At 45.2% G+C, this 17469-nt stretch carries 15 protein-coding genes; 9 read left to right on the top strand and 6 right to left on the bottom strand.

Features of this window, described 5'->3' with window-relative positions:
• Nucleotides 1–56: 56 nt before the first annotated feature.
• Together tsf and rpsB are read right to left on the bottom strand one after the other, a co-directional pair.
• Nucleotides 57–917 carry a translation elongation factor Ts gene (gene tsf / locus ABD744_RS20450; RefSeq protein WP_344800456.1) on the bottom strand — a complete coding sequence of 287 codons (861 nt, stop codon included), beginning with the start codon at nt 915–917 and terminating at the stop codon, nt 57–59.
• 95 nt (nt 918–1012) lie between these two features.
• Nucleotides 1013–1744 carry a 30S ribosomal protein S2 gene (gene rpsB, locus ABD744_RS20445; protein WP_344800455.1) on the bottom strand — a complete coding sequence of 244 codons (732 nt, stop codon included), beginning with the start codon at nt 1742–1744 and terminating at the stop codon, nt 1013–1015.
• 290 nt (nt 1745–2034) lie between these two features.
• Here rpsB and map point away from each other — a divergent pair, with 290 nt between their 5' ends.
• The 8 genes from map to ABD744_RS20405 all read left to right on the top strand — a co-directional run bounded on the left by map (nt 2035) and on the right by ABD744_RS20405 (nt 13636).
• Nucleotides 2035–2805 (top strand): type I methionyl aminopeptidase, encoded by a 771-nt coding sequence (map, locus tag ABD744_RS20440; RefSeq protein ID WP_344800454.1) that lies wholly within the window; start codon nt 2035–2037, stop codon nt 2803–2805.
• Between the two features lie 73 nt (nt 2806–2878).
• The gene (locus ABD744_RS20435) at nt 2879–5563 is read left to right on the top strand and encodes a [protein-PII] uridylyltransferase (RefSeq protein ID WP_344800453.1); all 2685 of its coding nucleotides are present in this window, start codon (nt 2879–2881) and stop codon (nt 5561–5563) included.
• A 70-nt stretch (nt 5564–5633) separates the two neighbouring features.
• The gene (dapC, locus tag ABD744_RS20430; RefSeq protein ID WP_344800452.1) at nt 5634–6827 is read left to right on the top strand and encodes a succinyldiaminopimelate transaminase; all 1194 of its coding nucleotides are present in this window, start codon (nt 5634–5636) and stop codon (nt 6825–6827) included.
• A 17-nt stretch (nt 6828–6844) separates the two neighbouring features.
• The gene (locus tag ABD744_RS20425; protein WP_344800450.1) at nt 6845–7192 is read left to right on the top strand and encodes an ArsC family reductase; all 348 of its coding nucleotides are present in this window, start codon (nt 6845–6847) and stop codon (nt 7190–7192) included.
• 51 nt (nt 7193–7243) lie between these two features.
• Complete coding sequence (dapD, locus tag ABD744_RS20420; RefSeq protein ID WP_344800449.1) at nt 7244–8272, top strand: 2,3,4,5-tetrahydropyridine-2,6-dicarboxylate N-succinyltransferase; 1029 nt, start codon at nt 7244–7246, stop codon at nt 8270–8272.
• 250 nt (nt 8273–8522) lie between these two features.
• Nucleotides 8523–11750 (top strand): Ig-like domain-containing protein, encoded by a 3228-nt coding sequence (locus ABD744_RS20415; RefSeq protein WP_344800448.1) that lies wholly within the window; start codon nt 8523–8525, stop codon nt 11748–11750.
• A 95-nt stretch (nt 11751–11845) separates the two neighbouring features.
• Complete coding sequence (dapE, locus tag ABD744_RS20410) at nt 11846–13006, top strand: succinyl-diaminopimelate desuccinylase (RefSeq protein WP_344800447.1); 1161 nt, start codon at nt 11846–11848, stop codon at nt 13004–13006.
• Nucleotides 13007–13258: 252 nt separating this feature from the next.
• The gene (locus tag ABD744_RS20405; RefSeq protein WP_344800446.1) at nt 13259–13636 is read left to right on the top strand and encodes a hypothetical protein; all 378 of its coding nucleotides are present in this window, start codon (nt 13259–13261) and stop codon (nt 13634–13636) included.
• 55 nt (nt 13637–13691) lie between these two features.
• Here ABD744_RS20405 and ABD744_RS20400 read toward each other — a convergent pair whose 3' ends face one another.
• From ABD744_RS20400 to adk, 4 genes are all read right to left on the bottom strand, one after another.
• A complete protein-coding gene (locus ABD744_RS20400) occupies nt 13692–14528 on the bottom strand; it encodes a class I SAM-dependent methyltransferase (RefSeq protein WP_344800445.1) in 837 nt (278 codons plus the stop codon).
• A 38-nt stretch (nt 14529–14566) separates the two neighbouring features.
• Nucleotides 14567–15385 (bottom strand): undecaprenyl-diphosphate phosphatase, encoded by an 819-nt coding sequence (locus ABD744_RS20395; protein WP_344800444.1) that lies wholly within the window; start codon nt 15383–15385, stop codon nt 14567–14569.
• Between the two features lie 39 nt (nt 15386–15424).
• Nucleotides 15425–16111, bottom strand: coding sequence for a tRNA (adenosine(37)-N6)-threonylcarbamoyltransferase complex dimerization subunit type 1 TsaB (tsaB, locus tag ABD744_RS20390; RefSeq protein WP_344800443.1), 687 nt, complete (start codon nt 16109–16111; stop codon nt 15425–15427).
• A 95-nt stretch (nt 16112–16206) separates the two neighbouring features.
• The gene (gene adk / locus ABD744_RS20385) at nt 16207–16860 is read right to left on the bottom strand and encodes an adenylate kinase (protein WP_344800442.1); all 654 of its coding nucleotides are present in this window, start codon (nt 16858–16860) and stop codon (nt 16207–16209) included.
• 251 nt (nt 16861–17111) lie between these two features.
• Here adk and ABD744_RS20380 point away from each other — a divergent pair, with 251 nt between their 5' ends.
• Nucleotides 17112–17468 carry a type 1 pili tip component gene (locus ABD744_RS20380; protein ID WP_344800441.1) on the top strand — a complete coding sequence of 119 codons (357 nt, stop codon included), beginning with the start codon at nt 17112–17114 and terminating at the stop codon, nt 17466–17468.
• Nucleotide 17469 lies beyond the last annotated feature (1 nt).

The raw sequence follows: 17469 nt of genomic DNA, 5'->3' as shown, positions 1-17469 counted from the left end.
CGATTTCAAAAAAAAAGCGTCCAATGGACGCTTTTTCGAACAATCTAAGCAAGAACTTATTTACCTGCCAATTGCTCCGCAACTTCTTGAGCGAAGTCTTTCTTCTCGACTTCAATACCTTCACCCACTTCAAAGCGAACAAAAGTAACAACCTCAGCGCCAGACTGCTTAGCCAATGCACCAACAGTTAACTCAGGGTTTTTAACAAAAGGCTGCTCAACCAAGCTATTCTCTTTCAAGAACTTCTTAATACGACCACCCATCATTTTCTCAACGATCTCTGCCGGCTTGCCTTCCATATCAGGCTGCGCCTTAATGATCTCTTTCTCTTTTTCTACTTCCGCGTCAGACATATCCTCTGTTTTAACGACACGAGGATTAACTGCAGCAACATGCATAGAAATGTCTTTTGCCAACTCAGCTTCACCCGCAGTCAACGCTGTTAGCACAGCAATGCGGTTGTTTGAGTGAACATAACCATCTACCAAAGCGCCTTCAACGATCTGAAGACGACGAACTGTCATGTTCTCACCGATCTTCTGAACCAACGCCTGACGAGTTTCTTCCAACTCACCAGCCATCAAAGCTTCAACATCTGTTGATTTTTCAGCGAACGCCTTATCCAACACACTGTTTGTTAGCGCAAGGAAAGCTTCGTCACGAGCAACGAAGTCCGTCTCACAGTTTACCTCAAGAATCACTGCGTACGACTTATCTTCAGCAACTTTAACTGCAACAACACCATCTGCCGCTGTGCGATCTGCTTTCTTAGCAGCCTTCAAGCCAGAGTTTTTACGAAGGTTTTCAATCGCTAGATCTACATTACCATCTGTTTCTTTAAGTGCTTTTTTACACTCAAGCATACCTAAACCAGTACGCTCACGTAATTCTTTAACCAATGCAGCTGAAATCGCCATATCCATCAACCTCAAAAAATTTAAACGAAAAACTAGAAATAGGGGGCAAGCCCCCTATTCACAGAAAAAGATATGAAACTTAAGAGACAGAAATATTATTCTGCCGCTGCCGCCTCTTCTTTAACTTCAACAAACTCATCAGCTGATGAATCAGATGCTTCAAGAACAGTGTTAGCCACAGTCTGAGCATACAATTCGATTGCACGAATTGCGTCATCATTACCAGGGATTACAAAATCAACCCCATCAGGATTACTGTTTGTATCAACGATACCAACAACAGGAATGCCCAACTTGTTTGCTTCGTTAACTGCGATACGCTCATGATCAACATCGATAACGAAAAGAATATCAGGCAAACCACCCATATCCTTAATACCACCAATGCTTAGCTCAAGTTTAGCCATCTCGCGCTGACGCATTAACGCTTCTTTTTTGGTCAACTGGTCGAAAGTACCATCTTTAGACTGCTGCTCAAGCTCACGGAAGCGACGAATTGACTGACGAATTGTCTTATAGTTAGTCAACATACCACCCAACCAACGGTGGTTAACGTATGGCATACCACAACGAATAGCTTCTTCTTTCATGATCTTACCAGCTTGACGCTTAGTACCCACGAAAAGAACCTTATTCTTGTTAGCTGCTGCTTTTTTAACGGCCGCTAGAGCTTCATTAAACGCAGGAACAGTGTACTCCAGGTTAATGATATGAATCTTGTTACGAGCGCCAAAAATGAACTTACCCATTTTTGGATTCCAGTAACGAGTTTGGTGACCAAAGTGAGCGCCTGCTTTCATCAGGTCGCGCATAGAAATCTGAGACATCTTAACTACCTATATAGTTTGGGTTATTCGTCCGCACCCCCAACCATCCCAACCTTAAAAAAGGCACCCGGGCTAGCTCTATGGAAGTACGTGTGATGTTCCGCTTAAATAGCGGGCGGCATTTTATACCACAAAAGCCGTTACAAATAAAGCCAAGATAAGCCTGACACCATCTGTTTTTTAATCCGTCTGTCCGCTAAAATGAAACGCAATTTATTAATCATATGACGTTTCAGCTTCTCTGATGATCATGGAAGCGATACAAGAATCACTAGGACTCTCTCAATACAATGACTGCCACCATCAAAACACCAGAAGAAATTGAAAAAATGCGCGTAGCAGGACGTCTTGCTGCTGAAGTCCTGGAGATGATCGAAGAACATGTAAAACCCGGCATATCCACTGGCGAGTTGGACCGTATTTGTCACGATTACATCGTCAACGTTCAAAAAGCCATTCCGGCCCCTCTCAATTACAAAGGGTTTCCGAAATCCATTTGTACCTCGGTAAACCACGTCATCTGCCACGGCATTCCAAGCGACAAGAAAATCCTGAAAAACGGTGACGTCATCAACATTGACATCACCGTCATTAAAGATGAATACCACGGCGACACCAGCAAAATGTTTTTTGTTGGCAAGCCCACGGTACAAGCGGAGCGCTTGGCGAGAATCACTCAAGAATGTCTGTACATAGGCATCGACATGGTTAAGCCAGGCGTACGATTAGGGGACATTGGCCACGCCATCCAAAAGCACGCCGAGTCAAATTATTATTCGGTTGTTCGTGAATACTGCGGCCACGGCATTGGCAAAGTTTTCCATGAAGACCCACAGGTCATGCACTACGGTAAGCCAGGCACGGGCATGGAATTAAAAGAGGGAATGACGTTTACCATCGAACCCATGATCAATGCAGGCAAGCGCTTCACCAAACTATTGCCTGACGACTGGACAGTTGTCACAAAAGACCACAAGCTATCCGCCCAATGGGAGCACACCCTCGCCGTTACCGCAGATGGCGTTGAAGTACTTACCAAACGCAAAGAAGAAAATTTCTGATTCATACATTCAGCAAGTGCCCGACTGACTGACACAGACTTAGTCGGGCCTCCAAGTGAGACCTTCGAAAATCATGAATACATATCAGCCAGACACCTCTCTTTTTTGTAATGATTTTTTCAATAATTCCCTCTCATTTGGCAATTCCATCATCCAAACTCTCAAGCAACAAATTTCTGATGCCAACGACCGGCTCGACCAGCGTTTTAAGTCAGAAGAAGACATTCACCACCTGATTTATGATCGAGCCTGGTTTATTGACCAAATTCTGGAAAAAGCCTGGGAACACAGCTCACTGAACGAAGTAGCCACCGCCTCACTGATCGCCGTCGGGGGTTATGGCCGAGGTGAACTTCATCCGAAATCAGACATTGATGTCCTGTTATTATTTGATGCGACCGAACCAGAAGCCCATCAGGAAGCCATAGAAACCTTCCTAACTCTGTTATGGGATCTCAACTTAAACATAGGTCACAGTGTTCGGACCATTACGGAATGCAAAGAAGAAGCAGAAAAAGACATCACCGTCACCACAAACCTCACCGAAGCCAGAACCATATCAGGTAACGAAGATATTCTACTTAAAATGACATCACTCACTGGCCCATCTTTCATCTGGGACAGCAAATCATTTTTTCAGGCCAAATGGGAAGAACAACAGCAACGTCATCGAAAGTTTAATAACATCGAATACAACCTTGAACCTAACATCAAAACTTCGCCCGGTGGTTTAAGAGATATCCAAACCATCATGTGGATCACCAAACGTCAGTACGGTGCCAACACCATGAGCGAACTGGTTCGATTGAGCGTTCTCAACGAAGAAGAACTGGACATGCTGACGCGTGGGCAGGAGTTCCTCTGGCAAGTGCGTTATGCGTTACACATGATCACCGGCCGCCCGGAAGACAGATTATTATTTGACCACCAACGAAAAATTGCTGAGTTATTTGGCTACCAGGACAACGGCAGCCGCCTGGCCGTTGAACAGCTCATGCAAAAATATTATCGAACGGTGCTCCAATTAGGCGAACTGAACGATGTCATTATCCAGCACTTCAATGAAACCATTCTGTTAGCAGACGAGCCAGATGAAGTCATTGAGATCAATGAACGCTTTCAAATTCGCAATAAATTCATTGAAATCAAAGACCCCAAGATTTTCGCCAAAGAACCTTCCTCCATGCTGGAAATTTTCCTGCTTATGGCGAGAACCGACGGTGTAAAAGGCGCAAGAACCACCACCATTCGAGAACTACGCAACCATCGTCACTTGATTGATGACAACTTCAGGGCCAATCCAGTGAACACCAGCATGTTCATGGCCCTGATGAAAACCAAAACCCGCTTGGTTACTCAGCTTTGGCGCATGAGAAAGTGGGGCATACTCGGTCGCTACTTACCCGAATTCGCCAGCATCACTGGCCAAATGCAACACGACCTGTTCCACATTTACACTGTAGACGCCCATACATTGCAGGTCGTCAGAAACATGCGTCGCTTCCGGTTTGCAGACAACAAAGACCAGTTTCCCCTCGCCAGCCGCTTAATTCATGAAGTTCCGAAGGTTGAACTGGCATACATCTCCGGCCTCTATCACGATATCGCCAAAGGTCGCGGAGGCGACCACTCAGAACTGGGCGCCATCGACGCCAGAAAGTTCTGTGAAAAGCACGGATTAAACAAATGGGAGACCGACTTAATTTGCTGGCTGATCGAAAACCACCTACTGATGTCCATGACCGCCCAAAGAAAAGACATCAGCGACCCGGAAGTCATTCAGGAGTTTGCAGAAAAAGTTCAGGACAAAATCCACCTGGACTACCTGTTCATTCTTACTGTCGCCGATATTAACGCCACCAACCCCACACTCTGGAACAGTTGGCGGGCCGCGCTCATGAGACAACTTTACACCGAAACCTGGCGAACACTGCGACGCGGGTTGGATCACCCAATCAATCCTCAGGAATACTTACAGGATCGCGAAGAAGCCGTGTTGGAACTGCTTCTTGACAAACCATACCGAGAGCAGCAAATCCGAGACCTTCTGAATCAATTAGGGCAGGATTATATGTTCCGGAATACACCGGGTGAGATTGCCTGGCACACAGAAGCCATTCTGGAACACAAAGACAGCTCACAACCCCTGATTGAACTCATGGAAACCACCGACCGCGAACATGAAGGCGGCACTGAAATATTCATTTACACCAAAGACGAGCAGCACCTATTTGCAGTCACCGCCTCCGTCATGGAGAACCTGAACCTCAACATTCAGGATGCTCAGGTCATCATTTCAGACAATGGTTTTACCGTAAACAGCTTCATCGTTTTGGACGACAACGGCGACCCCATCGGGGAAAACTCATTACGCATCGAAGAAATCAAGTCCAGCCTGATTGTCGCACTTGAAGACTCCAGCAACTACCTGGATCTCATCAGTAAACGAACACCAAGACAATTAAAACAATTCAAGATGCCCACTCAAGTCGTCATTCATAACGATCCAATCAAACAAATGACCGTTCTTGAGGTAACAGCTCCGGATCGCCCCGGCGTTTTAGCCATGATTGGCCGCGTCTTTGTAGATTTTGACGTTCGAATTCAGAACGCCAAGATTGCCACACTCGGCGAGAAAGTGGACGATTTGTTTTATCTGACCGATAACGAAAACAACCCGATCAGCGATCCGGAAATTTGCAGGCTACTTCAGCAAGCCATCTGCACAACTCTGGATAAACACAGCAACAACCAATAAACGCTGACATTAAAAACATACAACAACCAAAAAGCCAATTTGACTCGATACGCTCCATCAAGGACAAAAAATGAATCCGGACTTAAACAAACTGCAACCTTACCCATTTGAAAAGCTGACAAAACTGAAAGCCGGAATCACACCGCCAGCCGATAAAAAACACATTGCCTTATCCATAGGCGAGCCTAAGCACCCTGCGCCTGAGTTTGTTCTAAAAACACTGATAGAATCTTTACCGGAAATGGAAAGATACCCAAGCACGAAAGGCTTGCCCGAGCTGAGAGCCACTATTGCTGACTGGTTGTCCAACCGCTTTTCGATCAACACGGTAAACCCGGAAACACAAGTGCTTCCTGTAAACGGCACCCGTGAAGCGTTATTTGCTTTTACACAAGCCTGCATCGACCGTACGGCAGAAGCACCCACTGTCATCAGCCCCAACCCATTCTACCAAATCTACGAAGGGGCTGCGTATTTAGCAGGTGCTACACCAGAGTTTATCCCCTGCCTCGAAGACAACAACTTCAACCCCGACTTTGGCCAAGTCACTGACGATCAATGGAACAACTGTCAAATCCTGTTCCTTTGTTCACCGGGAAATCCAACCGGAGCGGTACTTCCCAAAGAAACACTGACACAACTGATCCAACTATCAGACAAACATGACTTCATCATTGCTTCGGACGAGTGCTATTCCGAAATTTACATTAATGAAGACGAAAAACCTGTGGGGCTGCTTCAGGTTTGCGCTGAATTAAACCGAACCGATTTCAAAAACTGCGTTGTTTTTCATTCATTATCAAAACGCTCTAACTTACCAGGCCTGAGATCCGGGTTTGTCGCAGGTGACGAAGCCGTACTTTCCAAATTCCTGCTGTACCGTACTTACCACGGCTGCTCAATGGGCATTCATCATCAACTCGCATCCATCGCAGCCTGGAAAGATGAAAACCACGTCAAAGAAAATCGGGTTCAATACCAGCAAAAGTTTAAAAAAGTGTTAGAAATTCTTAAGCCAGTCATGGACGTTGAGCAAACCGACGCAAGCTTTTACTTATGGCCAAAAACACCGATTGATGAAGAAACCTTTGCACAACGCCTTTTTGCCGAAGAAAACGTCACCGTACTACCAGGCAGTTATCTTTCCAGAACAATCAACGGTATCAACCCTGGCAAGAACCGCATCAGAATGGCGCTGGTTGCCGAAGTGGACGAATGCATTGAAGCTGCACACAGAATCAAAAACCTAATTTCCAGACTGTAACCCAATCGAGGTCTCAAATGTCCACCACCATTTATGGTATTAAAAACTGCGACACAATGAAAAAAGCTTTTAAGTGGCTAGAAAGCAACAACATTGAATACAGCTTCCATGATTATAAAAAAGCAGGTCTGGAAGAGTTACAAGCCAATGAATGGGTCAACGAACTCGGCTGGGAAAATGTGATCAACAAGCGAGGCACCACCTGGAGAAAGCTTGATGATACAATTAAAGACACCATGAACAATGAAACAGCGGTTCAAGTCATGATAGAAAACCCTTCCATCATAAAAAGACCACTGTTAATACACAACGATTCGAAAACCCTTGGTTTCAAGGAAGCCGAATACCAAACTATTTTCGGCTAATTTTAAGTACCCTTTTACTCGTAATATTAAGTCAATTCACTAGGAGACAACATGGCTTTTGCATTTGCAATCGGTGTAGGCACCAAAAATGAAAAAAACGAATGGCTAGAAACTTTCTTTCAAGCACCGGTTCTTTCGCCATCAAAATCAATCATTGAAGCCGCCAAAACCACGCTGAACTACGAAGGTGGCAACGCAACCATTGAAGCCAACGCAGACCTTTTGGCCAAACTGGCCTCTGCACTTGAGTCCGAAGGCGAAGCCTCTCAGGCAGAAGTCGCTAACATCTGCGCCAAAGCTTCAGCACCGACAGTCATTGTTATTCTGGAAAGCGATGAACAAGCAGAAAGCACTCCGGAAGTGTACTTAAAGCTTCATTTGCTTTCTCACCGTTTGGTTAGACCGCACGGCGTGAACCTATCTGGTATCTTCGGATTACTTCCAAATGTGGCCTGGACAAACCTAGGCGCTATTGACCTGAACGAACTTCCTAAAAAACAACTGGAAGCCCGTGCAAAAGGCGAACTGATCCAGGTTCAATCGGTTGACAAGTTCCCTAAAATGACAGACTACGTGGTTCCGTCCGGCGTGCGTATCGCAGCCACTTCACGTGTACGCCTTGGCGCTTACATTGGCGAAGGCACAACCATCATGCACGAAGGTTTTGTTAACTTTAATGCGGGCACAGAAGGCACTTCAATGATTGAAGGTCGAATCTCTGCGGGCGTTATGGTTGGTGAAGGCAGTGACTTAGGCGGTGGTTGCTCGACCATGGGAACACTTTCTGGCGGCGGCAACATCATTATTTCTGTGGGCAAAAACAGCCTTCTTGGTGCAAATGCGGGTATTGGTATCCCAGTTGGCGATCGCTGTATTGTTGAAGCCGGCCTTTACATCACGGCAGGCACAAAAGTTATTATGCTTGACGACCAAAACCAAGAAGTCGGTGTAGTTAAAGCGCGCGAACTGGCAGGTAAAGATGATTTACTGTTCCGCCGTAACTCACAATCTGGTGCAGTGGAATGCAAAACCAATAAATCAGCCATCGAGCTGAACGAAGCACTGCATGCCAACAACTAATTTAGATTAGTTGCTCCCTTGAAAGCCCCCGAAAACACCCCGTTTATCAGGGGCTTTCATCTTTATTTCCCGACACTTCATCCGATCAGTAGTAATAAACTACTCTACATTTCTTAACCAACCATCTGAAATTTCAAAATTTTTGCATTGCGTCTCATAAATGGATTAAGTAGCATCACTAAAAATAGACTATCATTAGATGCTAGTCCGCATATTTGCCTGCGCAGGAATAATTATGGAGAATTCGAGAATGTTAACGTGCAGTTATCGCAGTATTATATATATCTTTTTTGCCTGGATGCTCGCAGCCTGCGGCGGCGGAGGCGGTGGTGGTGTTGATGCCAGTGATGGGAATATTGGTGGAGATTTAGCCGAACTTACGATTACCCCTGATATTACACCTTTCACTGAAGGGCTCCCTTTTTCAATTGATGCGGACTCTCAGCTTACTATTCGAGCTACAGTAACAGATGCATCAGGTGCTCCAGTAACTAATGCTCAAGTAAGTTATTCTATTGATGTAGGTAATATTGATACCTTATCCACTATAACTAATAGCAGCGGTATTACCGCTACAGCTGCTATTCTTTCTGCTGGTGCTACTGGTTCTGCAACTGCAGGAACTCTTAGAATCACAGCAATTTCCGGCTCTTCCGTTGGAGTAAAAACTGTACCGTATATTTCTGCTGAAAACGGGGAGGACTCGCCAGTCACACCAACACCATCTGACACTACAGTAGAATTAACGTTCTTAAGCGCTTTCGATGACTCCACAACCCCCCCTACAGAAACAGCATTTCTATCACAGCAGTCAATACCCTTTGGCGACACAATATTTGTTAAGGTTGTTGTATCACCTGCCCAAGCAGGAACCCCATCAGTTGCTATCAGCTCAACCACTACATCTAACGGATCAACGATTCCATTTGGCTCCCTAGATACCACATCTCTAGAAATAACAACAGATTCAGGCGGTGAAACAAGCTCAGGTGTAGTTGCATTAAGGCCTGGCGACCAAAGTGGCACAGCTTCAATTACCGCAACATTTGGCGAGTTTTCTGATCAAGAAGATATTTCAATCATCAACCCATCCATTCTGATTGGTTTTGCTAATGACGACAACTCAATTAACACCAGCTCAATTAAAATTAACGATGATGATTCATTGAATAGCGTAACTCTGTCCTCTGGAGGGACCGCACTTCTTGCAACAGAAATCTTTATTGAAAATACAGCAGGCACGTTTACCCATAGTGGTAACAACTATTCAAGATATACTCAGTCGGCAAAAATCGACTACACTTCAAATTGCGCAACAACGCCTGACTCACAAAATCCAGCAATTAATAGGTCATCTATTAGCTACTCATCCAGTGACAGCAACACCATCAGCGGCGTAACCTTAGCCACCTATAAAACTGTCAGCTGTACATCAACCGATACCGTTCAGGCTTCTACAACCATCAACAACACGCTATTCACTGCAACCACTGCAATTAACTTTAACCCTCAAGTTGCAAACTTAATTGAATTTGTTGATGTAAAAGATTCCGCAGGAAACAGTATTAACAGCATTGCCTTGCAGGGGTCACCATCAGTAGTTCCTCAAAGCGCTCAAGTCACTTTTAGAGTCTTGGATGACAGCAACCCTGTACAAGGTGTCAAAGTATTTTTTAGTTTAACTACGTCAAAAGGCGGTGTTAGGTTATCTACTGATGATCCTGACACTGTCACCTATCCTGATGGTATTCCTCTTTCTACTGACGCTGACGGCGAAGTCACTGTTATCGTCACCTCTGGAAATTTACCTACAGGCGTAGCTATTAGCGCAAGAATTGAAGACCCTACCGATCCAACGAACAATCCGAACAATGATGTGATTGATGGCGAAGTTATTCCTGTTACCTCCACTGCACTAGCTGTAAATACGGGCATACCTCATCAAGGAGGTTTTACAATTGCTGCTGATAATCGAGTACCAAATGCGTTTGATTATCAAGGCGTACCTGTTGAGCTAACTGTTTTCGCTACAGATGTAAGCGGTATAGCTGCACCAAATGGGACATCCATTAATTTTAAAACTGAAAATAATGCCGGACAATTGGTAAATGAAAATACTGTAGATTCAAATAACTGCCTAATTAATAACGGGAGTTGCAGTATTACGTGGAAATCACAACAGCTTTCAAACAAACCTGATGTTAGCCAGGCTATAGATAAATTCATTGATACAGCAAACCCAATCAGCGGTAAAAACATTAATGATGTAGACATTTTACTTGCTACGCTTTCTAACGGTAAGACACTCTACCAAGCAATTGTAGAATTTGGAGATGACATAGTCACGTCAAATACTGAGGTCATTCCTGTTAGCCCTGGAACCTTTACGACAGACCTTACCAGCTTTGGGATCACAGCAAACGACCTTTTGACTGACTCAACCAGCAGTGAAAATAGCTTAGGTTCTACTTATACCACGTTAATTGACTTAAGTGCTTTTGACGCTTCTCCTGTACCAGTGTTAAGACATCAGATGCCGAACGATACTCTGATAGCAAATTACACAATTGCCGATGTACTTGCAGCCGAATCAATTGCTTCATTAACATCTATGAATATTTCAACTCTTCCATTTTCTTCCTACATTAGTAATAAAAATGACCGTTACGGCAGAGTTCAAGTTCTTTCCTGGACTACAGGTGAAGAAACATTTACTGACGATGGTGGCGACGGTTTGTTTAACGGAAACCTTGCAGCAGAAGAAATTGATGATTTACCTGAAGCATTCACAGACAACAATCAGGATGGTGTTCGAGATCAAGACCCTGGCGTAAACCTGGAAGAGTTTGAAGACTTCAATGGTAACACCACTTATGACGCAGCAAATGGCATCTACAACGGGTTTAGGTGTGATGATGCTGCACGTACTGCAGGTCACTGCCCCGACATCAATAAACTAGTAGATGTACGCGCCTCAGCAACAATAATCGCGGCAACTAAATCTCTGAATCTTGCATTTGTCGCTCCTGGCACAGACCTGACACTTGCCGACTACAGAGGAACTAATACATTTAGACCTCTCACTCAGAAAAGCGCTATCTATAAAGGAATGCTAAGACCTGTAACCAACGGAGTCAAGTTCGACGATAACGGAAATATAACGGAAATCAATATCGATGAAACTCCCAGCAGCAGTTTTACTTTTACAGTGATTGTTTATGATGAAAATGGGAATCCTCCTCCGTCAGGCACAACCATTGATGTAGTCGCACCTACAACTGCAAAGCTTGATAGCCCAACTGCGACGCTGACCACTCCCTCTACAGATGACCCTTATTCTTTTACAGTAACGATCTCCAGAGATCCCGATGCTGAAGATACTAGCTCTGGCCTAAGTATTACCTGGACAACACCTGCCAACGTGTCAGGACCAGCACTTTCGGCCACCAGAACAATAACCATCGCTCAAAACCCTTAAATAGCCCAAGCCCCTCCCCGAGGGGCTTTTTCTTTTCTGCTCATCTTCCTGTAAAATCCCCATCTTATTATTCACCTCCTCATTGTGAGCTTAAGATGTCCAACGTTTCTTCAACACCTCTGTCCCCAACACTTGATCTGGCTTTTGATTTAATCAGCCGTGATTCCGTCACGCCAGACGATAAAGACTGCCAGCAAGTCATGATTGATCGCCTTGAAAAGTGTGGTTTTAAGATTGAGAAACTGCGTTTTGGGGAGGTTGATAACTTCTGGGCTCGCCGTGGTGAAGGAGAACCCGTACTGGCATTTGCAGGCCATACCGATGTGGTACCTACTGGCCCACTTGAGAAATGGGACACCAACCCATTTGAGCCAACCATTAAAGACGATGGCATGCTTTATGGCCGTGGTTCTGCTGATATGAAAGGTTCGCTTGCAGCTATGGTCGTGGCTGTGGAACGCTTTGTAGAAGAGCATCCGAATCACATTGGCTCGGTTGCATTCTTAATCACCAGTGACGAAGAAGGCCCGGCCAAAAACGGCACGGTAAAAGTGATTGAGCACCTACAGGCTCGTGGTGAACATATTGATTGGTGTATTGTCGGTGAGCCATCAAGCACCAACCAGTTAGGTGATGTGGTTAAAAACGGGCGTCGTGGTTCCTTAAATGGTTACTTAACGGTTAAAGGTCAACAGGGGCATGTTGCCTACCCGCACTTGGCCAACAACCCGATTCACATGCTGGCCGACGCCCTTTCTGAGCTGACTAACCATGTATGGGATAACGGCAATGAATTCTTCCCTGCCACCAGTTTTCAGGTAACGAACATTGAATCAGGCACTGGAGCCACGAACGTCATTCCTGGTGATCTGAAAATGGTCTTTAACTTCCGCTATTGCACGGAAGTGACGGCCGAACAGCTAATGGAAATTACCGACGCCATTCTTAACAAGCACGGCGTTGAATTTGAAATTGAATGGGCCTTGTCTGGTCGGCCGTTTTTGACTTCCGGCGGCTCATTGATTGAGGCGGTTAAACACAGCGTCGAAAAAATTACAGGTTATCAGCCAGAGCTATCCACATCCGGTGGTACTTCAGACGGCCGCTTTATTGCACCAACGGGTACTCATGTGGTCGAGCTGGGCCCTTCCAACGCCACCATTCATAAAATTAACGAATGCGTGTGTGCAGAAGACCTCAACCTTCTGACCGATGTTTATCAGCAAATACTGACGGACTTACTGGCAGAAGGTTAATTTTGCGATTATTAAGACTGATTAGCCCCCGAGGTCTTACATCGAGTGAGATATTCAAACGTTTCGTTATCTCCGTCTCGGTGTTTGCGTTGGGCGCTATGATGCTCTTATTGGCAGAGTCAAACATAGAACCGTCCATCAAACAGGAAGTTGTCGCTCTCATAGGCGTAATATTAGCCAGTCTTGGCGGGGCTTATGCTTTCATTCACTATCTGGCATTACTATTCTCAAGATTGAGAGGCAAATAACTACATGTACCCAGACATAGAAATTTACATCAAGAATACAAGCATCGAAGACATCACGGCCTGGCTGACGTCTGAACTGGGAACCACCAAAGACCTGGGCATCATTAAGTCAGGGCTGCACCACTTCACAGTGGAATATCAGGATAAAACCTTACCTGTTATGATTTTCCCCAACGCTGTGGGTAAAGCCTGGACCAGCGTCTGGTTTGATACTGCAGACACCCCGTGGGATGACGATCTGACTTGCGGAACTGTTGCTGCAAAAGCACTGGAGACGGAAGTGCGTTGCACCAGAAGTGGCTGGACTGAAGACCAAGATCCTGACGAATGGACTAAGATATCCGCCACCGGCGAAACAGAGGATTTTCTTTGGAAAAAGTAAGGTCGGCTTAGAAGCAAAAATTAAGACCTATATTTAAGAAACTAAGCTAACGAACCTAAAACGCCTTTTTAGTGTAGATATCGAATCGTCCTGATTTACCTTTTATTTGCACCGAAGGCGTTTTCCCTGCCAAAAACGGTGCAGCTTTTGGTCTCTTAACCACTACTCGATGCTTTGCAATCCGAAACGCTGGGTCAAATAACTGGTCAGCGTCTTCGTCACCGCCTATCAACTGCTTAAAAACGCGCATTTCTTTTTTCACCAGTGCCGACTTATTACGATCAGGAAACATCGGATCAAGGTAAACCACATCCACACTGTTATCTTCATAAGCACCACTGCCAGAAATGAAGTCCTCGGTGTGAAGCTGCATTCTTCCAGCAATGGCCATTACTTCAACCGACATACTGGCCCGATCCAATCCATCAAGCAATAATTCTCGCACCACAGGGTTACGTTCAAACATTTCAACATGACAGCCCAGCGCGGCCAAAATCAAGCTGTCTCGCCCAAGCCCTGCGGTTGCATCAATGACTGAAATCACCCGATCAGCCGCCACCTTACTTAAGCCAACGGCTTTAGCCACTTGCTCGCCTTTGCCACCACCATGCTTCAGGCGATGCACCATGGTATTTCCTTCGAAAGAAACGACCACAGGCCCCGGAGCTTTTTTCCCCACCGCTTGAAGCGACACGTCATCAGCAAAAATGAGCGCCTGATGCTTTTCTGCGTCCAATAAAGACAGGTCCAACTCAGCATCCCCTTTTATGCCAATAAGCTGCCCACCATGGGATTCAATATAAGCTTTGGCTTGAGCTTCTCTATGAGGCGTAGCCAAGACAAGTAACGCCTGCTTGACCCGCGATGGCTGAATCTTAACAACTGACCCCACAACAAATCGCCCCTATTACTCTTCTCTGACCCAGTGCATTAGATGGACTGCACAGGAACCCAATACGCCGTTGCAATTAAGCAGACACCCAGAACACAGCGATAAATTACAAACGGCATGACACCAATTCGGTTAATGAAGACCAAAAAAAGCTTAATGCACAAATAAGCACTGATTGCTGCCAATAAAGCACCGACGCCCGCTGCCATGAGCGAAGCATCGCCGCCTTGTTCGGCCAGATCTTTTCCTTTAAACAAACCGGCGCCCAATATCACGGGTATCGACAGCAAGAAAGAAAAACGCGCAGCACTGTCTCTCGTCTGCCCTAAAAATAAAGAAGCCGTCATGGTCACTCCTGAGCGAGAAGTCCCTGGAATTAAAGCAAATACCTGCGCCAAACCCACTGCAAACGCACCTTTGAATCCTAAAACTTCAAGCGGTTCTTTTCTGGAACCGGCTTTATCCGCCCAAAGCAGTAACAAACCAAAGAAAATAGAAGCTGCACCAATAACTAAAACCGAACGCAGATTCCCTTCAATAAAGTCTTTCAATGTTGCACCAAAAATCACCACAGGAATGGTCGCAATAATAATCCACCAGCCCAACTGCGCTTCTTTGGTAAACCCTTTTCCTGCAAAGCTTGCAAACCAAGCCACTGCTATTTTATAAACGTCTTCCCGGAAATAAATCAAAACAGCGGCCAATGTCCCCACATGAACGGCCACATCAAAAGTAAGCCCCTGATCTTCCCAGCCGAACAACTGAGCAGGCAAAATTAAATGCGCAGAACTGGAAATGGGTAAAAACTCAGTCAATCCCTGAATCACTGCCAAAAAAACTACTTGAAACCATCCCATCGAACTCTCCTTTCTGGTGGGAAACCATCGACCATTAGACTATTTGTTTTGATCAGACTTCTTTTTCGCTACGTTATTTCTCACGTACACTGGCTCCACCTGATCAGCACTTTGCCATTGCACCAAGTCAGCGTGAGCAAGTGCGTAGTCAATCATGGCGTCAGCCCTTGGTCTTTGTTCTGCATCCTGAAGAACATCCGACGACAACCCCACAAACTGGTTTTCGTAAACAAGCCCTGTCCCCGTGATCGCCTTAACGCCTTCAAAAGTAAGCTGATCCGCCGATGTAACATTCGGCCCTTGGTTCAGTTCCAGCCCATTACCGGTTATGGAATAACGCGCCCAATACAACTCATTCATACGAGCATCAATGGTCGCTAAAACATAGCCATCGGTCACGGATTCACTTTTAGCCACTTGATAGGCCAGTGCTGCCAATGTCGAGATAGCAGCGACAGGTTTATTAACTGCAAAAGCCAACCCCTGAACCACACCAAACGCAATTCTTAATCCGGTAAAGGAGCCTGGCCCAGCGCCTACAATAAAGCCTTCAACGTCCGCTATTTCCACCTCATTACTTGCCAGTAAATCCTGAATCATCGGAAGAATATTCAACGTATGTTCTCTGGGTAATAACTTGTGGGATGCATGAATAACCCCGTTATGGAGTAGCGCCACAGAACAAGCATCTGTAGAAGTGTCTACAGCCAAAATGCAAGATTTCATAATATTTTTTAGTGTGAAGTAGAAAGTAAACAGACAAAGAAAAGGCCCAAAAACAGAGTGTTTTCAGACCTTTCAAGCGTATCAAGTTATGTCAACTAGCCTTTTAAAGCAGCCATCACTCGATCACTGATTTCAGCAACAGCACCGACACCCGCCACCTTATGCAGCTTAGGAGCTTCGGAATCGGCCGCAGCCCAATCAGAATAATAACCAACCAAAGGTTTTGTTTGCTCATGATAAACGGCCAAGCGCTTACGCACTGTATCTTCGTGGTCATCATCACGCTGCATCAAAGGTTCACCCGTGACATCATCCTTACCTTCTTCTTTTGGCGGATTGTATACAACATGATAAACACGGCCGGAGTTTTCATGAACGCGGCGACCACTCATACGCTGTACGATTTCTTCGTCAGCCACGTCAATTTCAAGAACGTGATCAATTTTAACGCCTGCATTCTTCATTGCATCCGCTTGAGGAATGGTACGCGGGAAGCCATCAAACAAAAAGCCGTTGGCGCAATCGTCTTCTTTAATACGCTCTTCGACCAATGCAATAATAATGTCGTCAGAAACCAGTCCACCAGTTTCCATAACTTCTTTGACTTTTAAGCCTAACGGGGTGCCAGCTTTTACTGCTGAACGCAACATATCACCTGTAGAGATTTGAGGAATTCCGAATTCCTCGGTAATATTTTGGGCTTGAGTCCCTTTCCCTGCGCCCGGAGCGCCTAACAGAATAACTCGCATAGGGTTCACCTAAGTTAAATAAAATTGGCAGGAATTATAGGTCTTTATATAACGATTATCTAGACATCAATTGGGATATAACCAATAAGCCTGACTTTACGAAATTGAAGACTTGAAATAACAACACTGATAGTAGAATTTTTTCCTTTACAATTTCAAACATAACTTTCAAAAACGACCACATTAACTTTGAAATCTTGATCTAAACTAATGATTAGAGAGATAGAGTTAACGCAAACGGGATTGAAGTAATGAAAAGACTGCAAGCCTTACTTGAAGAATGGCAATCACACTCCATTCAGAATTTGGAAGAAAAAGAGTTTTCCGTTAAGTTGTCGAAACAAGATGCCGCCCGCATCAATGCACTGTCCGATCTGTACCCCAGATTAAGCACTCAGGACGTAGCCCGAGAATTGCTTCACATTGCGCTGGATGAAGTAGAAGCGTCCTTTCCTTACGTCAAAGGCAAGAAAGTGGTCGCAGAAGATGAAGAAGGCGACCCAATTTATGAAGATGATGGCCTAACGCCCAAATATTTACAGCTCACCCGAGAGCACATTAAACGCTTAAAAAGCGCTGCCAATTGCAATGACAGTGAGTCAGCGTAAT

Source organism: Litoribacillus peritrichatus (assembly GCF_039537985.1).
Taxonomy (GTDB): Bacteria; Pseudomonadota; Gammaproteobacteria; order Pseudomonadales; family Litoribrevibacteraceae; genus Litoribacillus; species Litoribacillus peritrichatus.
This window is presented reverse-complemented; position numbering and strand designations above follow the sequence as displayed.